Source organism: Devosia insulae DS-56, assembly GCF_000970465.2.
Classification (GTDB): Bacteria; Pseudomonadota; Alphaproteobacteria; order Rhizobiales; family Devosiaceae; genus Devosia_A; species Devosia_A insulae.
In genome coordinates this window covers 1-11,225 of record NZ_LAJE02000013.1, presented here as the reverse complement: position 1 = coordinate 11,225, position 11,225 = coordinate 1, and the positions used below count along the sequence as shown (strand labels likewise).

General features: G+C 66.9%; 11 protein-coding genes. 3 read left to right on the top strand and 8 right to left on the bottom strand.

Annotation, left to right across the window (positions count from 1 at the left end):
- Positions 1-69 precede the first annotated feature (69 nt).
- The 4 genes from VW23_RS00590 to VW23_RS00575 are packed head-to-tail and all read right to left on the bottom strand — an operon-like array spanning position 70 to position 3,954.
- Entirely contained in the window at positions 70-894 is an 825-nt protein-coding gene (locus VW23_RS00590) for an ABC transporter ATP-binding protein (RefSeq protein WP_069907663.1), read from the bottom strand.
- 13 nt (positions 895-907) lie between these two features.
- The gene (locus VW23_RS00585) at positions 908-1,969 is read right to left on the bottom strand and encodes a FecCD family ABC transporter permease (protein ID WP_069907662.1); all 1,062 of its coding nucleotides are present in this window, start codon (positions 1,967-1,969) and stop codon (positions 908-910) included.
- Positions 1,966-2,997: a FecCD family ABC transporter permease gene (locus VW23_RS00580; RefSeq protein ID WP_069907661.1), complete on the bottom strand. Its 1,032-nt coding sequence runs from the start codon at positions 2,995-2,997 to the stop codon at positions 1,966-1,968. The genes VW23_RS00585 and VW23_RS00580 overlap by 4 nt, the downstream gene beginning before the upstream one ends.
- Positions 2,998-3,954: an ABC transporter substrate-binding protein gene (locus VW23_RS00575; RefSeq protein WP_069907660.1), complete on the bottom strand. Its 957-nt coding sequence runs from the start codon at positions 3,952-3,954 to the stop codon at positions 2,998-3,000.
- A 146-nt stretch (positions 3,955-4,100) separates the two neighbouring features.
- Here VW23_RS00575 and VW23_RS00570 point away from each other — a divergent pair, with 146 nt between their 5' ends.
- On the top strand, positions 4,101-4,472 hold the full coding sequence (locus tag VW23_RS00570; RefSeq protein WP_069907659.1) for a hypothetical protein: 372 nt from the start codon (positions 4,101-4,103) through the stop codon (positions 4,470-4,472).
- A 146-nt stretch (positions 4,473-4,618) separates the two neighbouring features.
- Here VW23_RS00570 and VW23_RS00565 read toward each other — a convergent pair whose 3' ends face one another.
- On the bottom strand, positions 4,619-4,870 hold the full coding sequence (locus VW23_RS00565) for a hypothetical protein (RefSeq protein WP_055878813.1): 252 nt from the start codon (positions 4,868-4,870) through the stop codon (positions 4,619-4,621).
- A gap of 332 nt (positions 4,871-5,202) precedes the next feature.
- Between VW23_RS00565 and VW23_RS00560 the strand changes: the two genes are divergently transcribed.
- Positions 5,203-6,159, top strand: a complete 957-nt coding sequence (locus tag VW23_RS00560; RefSeq protein ID WP_069907664.1) for a nucleoside hydrolase — start codon at positions 5,203-5,205, stop codon at positions 6,157-6,159.
- Between the two features lie 168 nt (positions 6,160-6,327).
- Here the strand turns inward: VW23_RS00560 and VW23_RS00555 are convergent, their stop codons facing one another.
- From VW23_RS00555 to VW23_RS00545, 3 genes are all read right to left on the bottom strand, one after another.
- Positions 6,328-7,563, bottom strand: coding sequence for an SAM-dependent methyltransferase (locus VW23_RS00555; protein ID WP_069907658.1), 1,236 nt, complete (start codon positions 7,561-7,563; stop codon positions 6,328-6,330).
- Positions 7,564-7,735: 172 nt separating this feature from the next.
- Positions 7,736-9,532, bottom strand: coding sequence for a single-stranded-DNA-specific exonuclease RecJ (gene recJ, locus VW23_RS00550; protein ID WP_069907657.1), 1,797 nt, complete (start codon positions 9,530-9,532; stop codon positions 7,736-7,738).
- Positions 9,533-9,597: 65 nt separating this feature from the next.
- On the bottom strand, positions 9,598-10,065 hold the full coding sequence (locus tag VW23_RS00545) for a cupin domain-containing protein (protein WP_069907656.1): 468 nt from the start codon (positions 10,063-10,065) through the stop codon (positions 9,598-9,600).
- Between the two features lie 166 nt (positions 10,066-10,231).
- Between VW23_RS00545 and VW23_RS00540 the strand changes: the two genes are divergently transcribed.
- On the top strand, positions 10,232-11,182 hold the full coding sequence (locus tag VW23_RS00540) for a Tim44 domain-containing protein (protein WP_069907655.1): 951 nt from the start codon (positions 10,232-10,234) through the stop codon (positions 11,180-11,182).
- Positions 11,183-11,225 lie beyond the last annotated feature (43 nt).

The window sequence follows — 11,225 nt, the reverse complement described above, 5'->3', positions numbered from 1 at the left end:
CAATCACACCGGCGGGGCACCTCCCCCTTCATGGGAGGCCGGGAGGGGGCCGTCTGCTTCAGTCGGCTCCTACTCCGCCGCCGCCTTCAGCCGCGGCTTTACCCGGTGCCTGCCGACCGGCACGATCATCGGGCTGTGGGAGACCGGGTCGTCACAGACTTCGGCGTCCATGCCGAACACCGACTTCACCAGTTCAACCGTCACCACCTCGGCCGGCGGGCCGGCGGCGGCGATCTTGCCGTCGCGCATGGCGACGATGTGGTCGGCATAGCGACAGGCAAGGTTGAGATCGTGCAGCACCGCGACCACGGTGCGGCCGCGCTGCTGCACCAGGTCGGTCAACAGGTCGAGCACTTCGACCTGGTGGTTGATATCGAGGAAGGTGGTGGGCTCGTCGAGCAGCAGCAACTCGGTTTCCTGCGCCAGCGCCATGGCGATCCAGACGCGCTGCCGTTGCCCGCCGGAGAGCTCGTCGACGGCGCGGCCGGCAAGATCGAGCGTATCGGTCGCCTGCAGCGCGGTGGCCACCGCGGCATCGTCGGCGGCGACCCAGTGGCGGAACCAGCCCTGGTGCGGATAGCGGCCGCGGCCGACGAGGTCGGCGACGGTGATACCGTCGGGCGCTACCGGGGTCTGCGGCAGGACGCCGAGCAGCGTCGCGACCTCGCGGGTGGGCATCTGGTGGATGGCGCGGCCATCGAGATAGACCGTGCCGGCGCTCGGGGTCAGCAGCCGCGCCAGCCCGCGCAGCAAGGTGGATTTGCCGCAGGCATTGGCGCCGACGATGACGGTGAACTTACCGGGTGGGATGTCGATGCTCAGCTTGTCGACGATGGTGCGATCGCCATAGCCGAGGCTCAGGTCGGCGGCCGAGAGCTGGTGGGTTACTGTCATCCTGGGCCTCCGATCAGCCACCGCGGCCCGAACGATGGGCAGCGGCGAGCAGGTAGATGAGGAACACGGCGCCGAGTGCGCCGGTGACGACGCCGACCGGCAACTGGTTTCGGCCAAGCATGTGCTGGGCGACGAAATCGGCGGCGTTGGTGACGAGACCGCCGACCAGCGCCGCCGGCAGCAGCGCATTGCCGGAGGGGCCGAGCAGGCGTCGCGCAATCGGGCCGGCGATGAAGGCGACGAACGATACCGGACCGACGGCTGCCGTGGCGAAAGCGGCGAGCAGCACCGCGACGAGGATCAGCCCGAGGCGGGAGAACTCGACCCGAGTGCCCAGCGCCCGCGCCGCGTCATCGCCCATCTGCAGGGTGCGCAGCGAACGCGACAGCAGCGCCGCCAGCGGCACCAGCACAATGAGTGCGATGGCGAGCGGAGTGAGGTTCTCGAAGGTCGAGCCGTTAAGGCTGCCTGTGAGCCAGCTCAGCGCTTCCTGTACTTCCATGATGCGGGCGCGGGTGAAGAGGTAGGACACGACCGCTCCGGCAAGCGCCGCCATGCCGATGCCGATCAGCACCAGCCGGTAGGGGGTGACGCCATTGCGCCAGGCGAGGCCATAGATCAGCAGCGCCGTCAGCACCGCGCCGCCGCAGGCCATCACCGAGACGCCGAGCCCCGACCACTTGAAGATGATGATGGCCAGCACCGCCGCGGCGCTGGCGCCGGTGGTGATGCCGACAATGTCAGGGCTGGCGAGCGGGTTGCGGAGGATAGTCTGGAAGATGATACCGGAGAGCCCGAATGCCGCTCCCGACAGCAGCCCTGCCGTGACGCGCGGCAGGCGCACGCCGAGGACGATGAAATCGTTCGCTGCATCGGCATGGCCGGTGAAGGGCGAAAGCAGCGAGCGCAGCACGTCGGCGAGCGGCAGCGGGTAGTCGCCGACCGACATCGATAGGCTGGCGACCGCCAGCGACAGCAGCACGAGGCCGAGCACGACGAGGCCGTAGCGGCGCTGCAGGCGCTTGCGTACCGCGACGACGGCGCCGACCGGGGCAAAGCTCGAAGCGGCGCTCATAGCTCGGCCAGCTTCCTGCGCCGCACCAGCGCGATGAAGAACGGGGCGCCGAGCGCTGCGGTGACGATGCCGACCTGCAACTCGCCCGGTGGCACGATGATGCGGCCGACAATGTCGGCGCCGAGCAGCAGGATCGGCGCCAGCAGCATCGAGTAAGGCAGGATCCAGCGATAGTTCGGGCCGGTGAAAGCGCGGGCCAGGTGCGGCACGGTAAGCCCGACGAAGGCAATGGGGCCGGCGGCAGCAGTGGCGGCGCCGGCGAGGATCACCGCGGCCAAGCCGACCATGGCGCGACCGCGCTGCACCTTGAGGCCGAGACCGCGGGCCACATCGTCGCCCAGGGCGAGGCCATCGAGGATGCGCGAGGTGAGCAGCGCCAGGACGATACCGGCGAGGATGAATGGGGCGACCTGCAACAGGATATCGGTGGTGCGGCCGGTCAGCGCCCCGACCTGCCAGAAGCGGATCTGGTCGAGGGTCTGGACATTGGTGATGAGGATGGCTGATGTGACCGAGGTGAGCGCGGCGGTGACAGCTGCCCCGGCCAGCGCCAGCTTTACCGGGGTCGCGCCTTCGCGGCCCAATGAGGCAACGAGATAAACCACCAGCATCGCCGCCCCTGCCCCGAGGAAGGCAAGCCAGACATAGCCTGAGAGCTGGGTGATGCCGAAGACGGAGATGCCGAGGACCACACAGAGCGTTGCGCCGGCATTGATACCGAGGATGCCGGGGTCGGCCAGCGGGTTGCGGGTTGCGCCTTGCAGAATGGCGCCCGAGAGCCCCAGCGCCGCGCCGACCAGAAGGCCAACCAGGGTGCGCGGCAGGCGCAGGTCGAGAATGATTTTGTGGTTGGTCTGGGCCGGGTCGAACGCCGTCACGGCGTTCCAGATGTCGCTGAGTGCGATGGGGCGGGCGCCGACGGTGATCGAGAGCGCCAGCACAACGACGAGCGCCAGAGCCAGCAGCACGAAGCCGCCGGCGCGGGCTGCCGGCGGCAGGCCGGTCGCCGATGTGGCGCGCGCCGTCATTTATTCGGTGCTGAGGTCCTGGTCGGCTGCGTCGATCGCAGCCGTCAGCTTGTCGAGAGCTCCGGCATAGGCTGCGTAGTTGCGCAGCCAATAGGCCGGCCAATCGGTGACTTGCCCGGCCCCAGCCGCCTTCAGCGACGTCCATGTCGGCTGCGCGAGAGCCGTCTCCATGGTGGATTTCTGCCGGTTGTCGACGAGGATCAGGTCGGGCTGATACTTGTCGGCATTCTCCCAGCTCAACGTCTCCCAGTAACCGCGATCGTCGGCGATCTCGGGGTCGATCAGCTTCAGCCCCCACGAGGCGAAGTCGAGCAGTTCGGAAGATGCATTGGTCGCGGCTACGTAGAGCCCGTCGGTGCCAGCCCAGACCGGCTCTGCAACGAGGTTCGGCTTGGCGGCGACGGCCGCTTTGAACTTCGCAAGTGACGTACCGAACGCCGCCTTGTCGGCAACGACCTGCGGCGCGGCAAGATCGGCGCCCAGGCTCGTCGCGAGCTTCTCATAGTCCTCGATCAGCGTAACGATCGAGCTGCCCTGGATCGGGCCGGTGACTGGCGCCAACGGCCTCAAGGCGACACTGACATCCTTGCCGCCGCTCCAGTTGTTCTCCAGCGGCCACCATTCGGCGACGATCAGGTCCGGCTTCAACGCCGCAGCCTTCTCGACGCTGACTTCGCCCCAGGCCTCGCCGATGATCTCGATGCCGGTGAGGTCGAGCCCTTCGAGCGCCTTGGCGTCGGCAATAGCGCTGTCGGCATAGATTCCCACCGGACGGATACCGAGGGGGATCAGTCCGGCCGCGGCGTCCTGGCTGGCGATGATGCGGGTCGGCACGTGGTCCAGCGTCACCGTAGCGCCAGACCCATCGACATAGCTCCAAGCCTGGGCGAAAGCGGCGCCCGGCACGGCAAGCAGGAGTGTCGCAAAGGCAGTGGCGGCGAGCGTCTTGAGGGACATCGTGCTGGACCAGATATGTTGATTGTTGGGGTCACCTATCAGCGCGCTATGCTGATTAGTCAAGTCATGTTTCGGCCGCGTGGCGGCGAGTCATGCGGGTTTCACCAATCGATGCCATGGCTTAGCCGCCAACGCGAGACCGGACCGTGATCGAGCTGCCGCCGGCCATCGAAGAGTACTGGTACGCCTTCGACTGGGACGTCGAGGCGCTGTGGGCGCTGGACCTGCCGGCCGAGGCGTTTCCGATCGACAAGCTGCTCTGGCACCTCGATGTGCCGCTATGGGAGCTCGACGGGCACCGCTATGCGCTGACGCCGCGCCAGGTGCTGCGTTCGCCCTATCGCTACGACAAGGAGTATCGCCGGGTGCGGGCGGCCAGCCTGGTGTTTCCGATCGAGATCACCCGGCTCAAGGGCCGCTGGCTGATCCTCGACGGGGTGCACCGGATGACCCGGGCGCACGAGGATGGCCACGAGGAAATCTTTGTCCGCAAGGTGCCGCGGAAGCTGATCCGGTAGGGGTTGGCGCAGCGTGCTTGGCGCCCCTCACCCCGGCCCTCTCCCCAGAGGGGAGAGGGGCGATGGGCTCACCGGCCGTGCCACACACGTCCCCTCTCCCCTCTGGAGAGGGTTAGGGGAGGGGTAGCCAAGCGCTCGAGACAGGCCTAACTCGCTACCCGGTACGGGCTGAACGTCCGGCCGTTGTCGGAGAGGCTCGACCAGACGACCCAGTAGCGACCCTGCTCGTCGGGTACCAGCACTTCGGCCTCGCGACCGCTATGGGCCTGGAAACGGGCCAGCGACTGGGCTTCGAGGGCGGCGTTGGAGCGGGAGGGAAAGGGGCCGTGCGCCTTGCCTTCGAAATCGACCCACCAGTTGTCGCGGCTCTGAATCACGAGGTAGAGCGCCTTGGCCATCTAGTGGTCACCCCTGCTGTTCACGGAACCGTTATCACCGATTCTGGTGGCGTTCCGTCATCTGGAATGAGTTTCGCACAAGTGCGTAGTCGGAACGAGAGCACTAGGCGTCGCACATTTTATGCAAAGATGGGCCCAAATTGGGCGGATGCAAGCTTAGGGGCGCACGAGACCTTGGCCCCGATGGCGCCGAACACTTGAAACGTGCACTAACGCGAGTGAGCTGAGCCGCAACTGCCCACCGCCTTACATGATGAAGCCGACCCACCCAAGTATTGAGCAACGTCACGCCCAGACTGGCGCGGCGTGCGGTGGCATGCATGATGTCGGGCATGCAAACTCTCAAAGTCATCTACGATACCGACCCCGGCGTCGACGACGCCATGGCCCTGCTCCTGCTCGCCCGCCACCAGCGGATCGAGCTCATCGGCGTTACCACGGTGTTCGGCAATGCCGACATCGCGACGACCACGCGCAACGCATTGTACCTCAAGCAGAAACTCGGCTTCGCAGCGCCGGTGGCTGAGGGCGCGGGGGCGCCGCTGGTGGGTGAACCGGACGCGCCGCCGACCTTCGTCCATGGCAAGAACGGGCTCGGCGATATTGACCTGCCTCAGATCACCGCCACTGCTGACCCACGCCCGGCGCACCAGCTGATCATCGACCTGGTGAAGGCCAACCCAGGCGAGGTCACCATCATCGCGGTGGGACGGATGACCAACCTCGAGCGCGCCATGCGCGAGGCGCCGGAGATCGTCGGGCTGGTCAGGCAGGTCGTGGTGATGGGCGGCGCTTTCGGCCGCAACGGCCATACCGGCAATGTCACGCCGGTGGCCGAGGCCAATATCTGGGGCGATCCGGATGCGGCGGACATCGTCTTCGGCGCGGCCTGGCCGATCGCCATTGCCGGGCTCGACGTGACGCAGGCGACGGTAATGACGGACGCCTATGTGACCGAGCTCGCTGCCGCCGCTGGTGAGGACGGGGCGTTCGTTCGCGCCATCTCGGCCTTCTACCAGAACTTCCACCGCGAAAGCGCCGGGCTCGACGGCTTCTACGTGCACGATTCGAGCGCCGTGGCGTTGGCGCTGCATCCGGAGTTCTACAAGACCGAGACCGGTGCCATCAGGGTGGTCACCGAGGGCATCGCCATCGGGCAGACCATCATCAAACCGGACGGCCGGAGCTATCCGCCCGGGGCCTGGGACGGCCGCCCGAGCCAGACCATTGCGGTCGGTGTCGATGCCGAGGCCGTGCTGCGGTTCTATCGGGATACGCTGATGGGTTGAGGGGCCGCTGCCCCGCTCCATCCCTGACCACCGGGTCACCCCGGCGAAGGCCGGGGCCCATCCTGAGGTCTGTCGGACCACCGAGTCACTCGCGAAATCTCAGGATGGGTCCCGGCCTTCGCCGGGATGACATCGAGTTCGTTGCAGAGCCAGAAGTAGACCAGTCGCTCAGGCCGGCCGCCGGTACTGGTAGATGCCGACGTCGATCGAGCCTTCGAAGAAACCCGCTTCGCAATAGCTGAGGTAATACACCCACTTGCGGCGGAATTCCTCGGTGTAGCCGAGCTTCTTGATGTCGTTCCAGCGATCGAGGAAGCGCTCGCGCCACAGCTTCAGCGTCTTGGCGTAGCTCAGACGGAAGGTCTCGACGTTCTCGAGGATCAGCCCGACCTTGTCGCCCTGGTCCTGCATCGCCGTCTTGGTGAGCAGCATGCCGCCGGGGAAAATGAAGCGCTGGATGAAATCCGGGCGCGCCCGATAGTCGTGAAAGTCCTGCTCGCCGATGGTGATGGCCTGGATCGCGGCGGTGCCGCCGGGCTTCAGCCGATCGTGCAGGGTCTTGAAGTAGCTCGGCCAGTGCTCCTCGCCGACGGCTTCGATCATCTCGATCGAGGCGACGTGGTCGAAGTCGCCGCGGGTATCGCGATAGTCCTCGAAATGCATGGTGGCGAGCTGGTCGAGCCCCTGCCGCTCAAGCCGCTCGTTGGCGTATTTCAGCTGCTCGGCCGACAGCGTGATGCCATAGACTTCGGCGCCGAAATCCCTGGCAGCGGTTTCGGCGAAACCGCCCCAGCCGCAACCGATCTCAAGCACGCGGTGCCCTGGCTTGACGCCGGCCATCTCGGCGACGCGGCGGTATTTGGTGAGCTGCGCATCGGTGAGCGACTGCTCGTCGGAGGTGAACAGGGCCGAGGAATAGGTCATCGAGGGGTCGAGCCACTCGGCATAGAAGTCGTTGCCGAGGTCGTAGTGCTCGGAAATGTTCTTCTTGGACCCCTCTTTCGAGTTGTGGCGGCTCAGGTGGTAGGTGATGTCCTGGGCGGCCCGGCCGTACCAGGAGTTCTCGCCGCTATCGAGCACGTCCCGGTTCTGCAGGAAGTAGCGGAACAGCGCCGTCAGATCCTCGATCTCGACATCGCCGTCGATATAGGCCTGCGCGAAGCCGACGGTGCCGCGCTGCAGGGTTTTCTGCAGCACCTTGAAGTTGCGCAGCGTCAAGTGCGCGTGGACGCCGGTCGACGGATCGCCGAAGGTGCGGGCCTTGCCGTTGGGGAAGGTGATGGTGACAGCGCCGTGCTTGGGGCGGCCAATCAGCCGCTTGCCAAGAAAGGCCGCAACGGTCGAGAGCAGATGGGTCCACAGCGTGGGCGACGCTGCCCTCGTTTCAACCGCAAGCTTATCCATGACGCAACATTCCAGACTAAGTCCGCTCCGCCGAGCGGCCAAACCAGCGCCGCAGCGGGGCCGCAAGACGCGACCGGGCAACGGGGCTCCCCGTGAATTAGGGCAGCACTTTAGTCGTCATAAGTGGATATGCAAGCATGACTTTCAACCCTCGTAGCAGCTGTCAGGACAGCTAGCGCCCCCCCGGCCGGGCCGCGTCCAGCAGCCGAAACTGCACCTCTTCGCGGCCCTGCCAGTGGTCGATCGACAGCGTCCCCGCCATGTGCAGCGGCGTGTCGTTGCCGGCGCTCAGCAGCGTTTCGCCGAGCGCCGTGGTGGCGGCGCGGAAGGCGATGGCCTTGAGTCGCGCGCCATCGTCGGCGGTCAGAGTGAACTTCACATGCCCGCCGGCGCCGACGATCTCGGCGAACTTCGCCTTATGCGCCGGGAAGGCAAAAACCGGCTGCGGGCTGCCGGCGCCGAACGGCCCTGCCCGCTCGATCTCGTGTACGAATTGCGGGTTGGCGCCGCGCGCCGTCATCGCCGCATCGATCTCGAGCGCGGTGAGCGCCCGTGCGACGCTGACGCTGTTGCCCAGCCGGTCGGTGACGTGGGCGCGGAACGGTCCGAGCTGCCCCGGCTTCAGGGTCACCCCCGCTGCCATGGCATGACCGCCGCCCTTCACCGCGAGACCCAGCTCCACCGCCTCGATTACGGCGCTGCCGAGGTCGACCCCCGGCATCGAGCGGCCTGAGCCAGTGCCGGTCCCGTCGGGCGCCAAGGCGATGGCGAAGGTCGGGCGCTCGAAGCGCTCGCGCAGCCGCGCCGCGATCAGGCCCACCACCCCGGGGTGCCAGTTGGCCGAGGCCAGCACCAGCACTGGGGGCCCCTCGCCACCGCCGATCTCGGCCTCGGCGGCGCGCGCCGCTTCTTCGACCGCCTCGACTTCGATGCGCTGGCGCTCGGAGTTCAGTTCGTTCAGCTGCGCCGCGATCATCAGTGCCTGCTGCTCGTCGTCGAGCGACAGGAGCCTCGTGCCGAGCGCCGCGTCGCCGATGCGGCCGCCGGCATTGATGCGGGGCCCGATCAGGTAACCCAAGTGATACGCGTTGAGTGGACCCGAGAGCCGCGCTGCCAGGGCCAGCGCACCGATGCCGCGATTGGAACCGGTGCGCGCCACCTCGAGGCCGCGCGCCACGAAGGCGCGGTTCAGGCCCTTGAGTGGTACGACATCGCAGACCGTCGCCAGCGCCACGAGGTCGATCATGGTCATCAGGTTGGGCAGCCCGGTGTCGCCGCGCTGCTTCAGCAGCCGGTTGGTCGCCACCAGCACCATGAAAGTGACGCCAGCAGCACAGAGGTAGCCGAGGCCGGAGATGTCGTCGGGGCGGTTGGGATTGACCAGCGCATTGGCCGGCGGCAACTCGGCGTCGGACAAATGATGGTCGATCACCAGCACGTCGAGCCCGCGCGCGCGGGCATGGGCGATCGGGCCATCGCTGGTGGTGCCGCAATCGAGCGTGATCAGGAGCCTGGCGCCGCCATCGACCAGCTTGTCGATCGCCGTGGTGTTGGGCCCATAGCCCTCGAAGATGCGGTCAGGGATGTGCACCTGCGGGTCGAGCCCGAAGTGCTTGAGGTAGCGGGCCATCAGCGCGCAGGAGCAGGCGCCGTCGACGTCATAGTCGCCGAACAGCGCCACCGGTTCGTTGTCGGTGATGGCTTTGGCCAGCCGCTCGGCCAGAGCGTCCATCCCGGCGAGCGTCGAGGGGTCGGGCATCAGCTCGCGGATGGTCGGCTGCAGGTAGGTCTCGGCGGCGTCGACGCTGACCCCGCGCCCGGCGACGATGCGGGCGAGGATTTCAGACAGATCCGTGCGCTGGCCGATGGCGGCGGCAGTCCGCACTGCTGCCGGATCGAGCCGATCCACCCAGGCGCGGCCCAAGGCGGAGGTCGATACGTCGAGGAAGTTGGGGCGGGGCTCGTCCATCACCCGGCGAGGTAAGCAGAAAGCGAGGGATAGTCGAGGGCGCGACGGCGGTTTTCCCGCCGGGATCAGGGCGGCAGTGGCGGCCCCACCACTTCCATGCCGTGCGCCAGGCTCAGATCCTTGAAGGCTTGCGAAGTCGGATCGACCATCTGGGTGGCGAAGAACGCTTCCATCTTTCCGGCCGGGATGAAGGTCACGATCATCCGCGCCGTCTCGGTGAGGTTGCGGAAGGCATGCGGGATACCGCGGGGACCGAGGATGGAGTCGCCGGCGCCAAGCTCGTAGGTCTGGTCGCCGACTTGGAAACGGAACTGCCCTTCCAGCACCTGGAACCACTCGTCCTGCTCGAAATGCAAGTGCAGCGGCGGGCCACCGGGTTTGAATCGGTAGGTATCGTAGGCACAGAGCGCGCCGCCGGTGTCGCCTGAGGAGATCTTGCAGTCGAAACGACCGTTGAGGAAATTGAGGGGCGCGGAGTGCCGGTCTTCGCCGGCGCGCACCACCACCCCGGCAGCCTTATTCTCGGTGACCATGCAAATGCCTCGTCGAAACCGGAATGCCCGCGGACTATCCGCCCCGGCCGATGGCCGGTCAAGCGCAGCCCGAGCCGACGAAATCGGACATCCGGGACGGGAAAGGTCTAGCGCTGGGCGGCAACGCCCCCCATATCAGCGTCAACGTTTTACATGGGGAACCACAATGTTCGCTTCGAAGGGCTTCCGGTTTTCGGCCCTCCTTGCCACGCTGATCATGGCCTTCTCGCTGGTGGCGGTCGATACCGCCGAAGCGCGGCGCGGCGGCAGCTTTGGTAGCCGCGGCATCCGCACCGAGCGGAGCGTGCCGTCGACACAGGTGTCGCCGAACACCACGGCGCCGGTGCAGAACACCATGACCAACAGCACCACCCGCAACACGGTTGGCAACGCCACGACGCCGGCCCGCCCGAGCCTGTTTGGCGGCTTTGGCGGCGCCCTGCTCGGCGGCTTCCTGTTCTCGGGCCTGTTCGGCATGCTGTTCGGGTTCGGTTTCGGCGGTTTCGGCGGCATGCTCGCCCTGCTCGTGCAAGTGGCGATCATCGGCCTCATCGTCGCTTTCTTCGTCCGTCGCAGGCAGCAGCGTCCGGCGATGGCCGGCGGCCCGCTGAACTACGAGGCGCAGGACACAGCTCGCAACTATGGCGGCAGCGGTGGGACCTCGGCTCCGCGTGGCCAGCGCTCAGCGGCTTCGCAGCGGGCGGGCCGGCGTGACGAGGTCGGCATCACCGACCAGGACCTCGGCACCTTCGAGAGCCATCTCAAGCAGATGCAGGATGCGTACTCCCGCGAGGATTATGCGGCGCTGCGCCAGATCACCACACCCGAAGTGATGGGGTATCTCGCCGAGGAACTGGGCGAGAATGCTACCAATGGCCTGCGCAACGAGGTGTTCGACGTGAACCTCCTCGCCGGCGACGTCGCCGAAGCCTGGCGCGAGGGCGGCACCGACTACGCCAGCGTGGCGATGCGCTACGAGAGCCGCGACGTCATCCGCAACCGCGGCACCGGCGAGATCGTCTCCGGCGACGACCGGGTCACTGAGACCACCGAGGTCTGGACCTTCCAGCGCCAGAACGGCAGCCGCTGGCTGATCAGCGCCATCCAGGACGCGTAAGCTTTCGATTACCGAATACGAGCGGGCCGCTACAGTGGGGCGG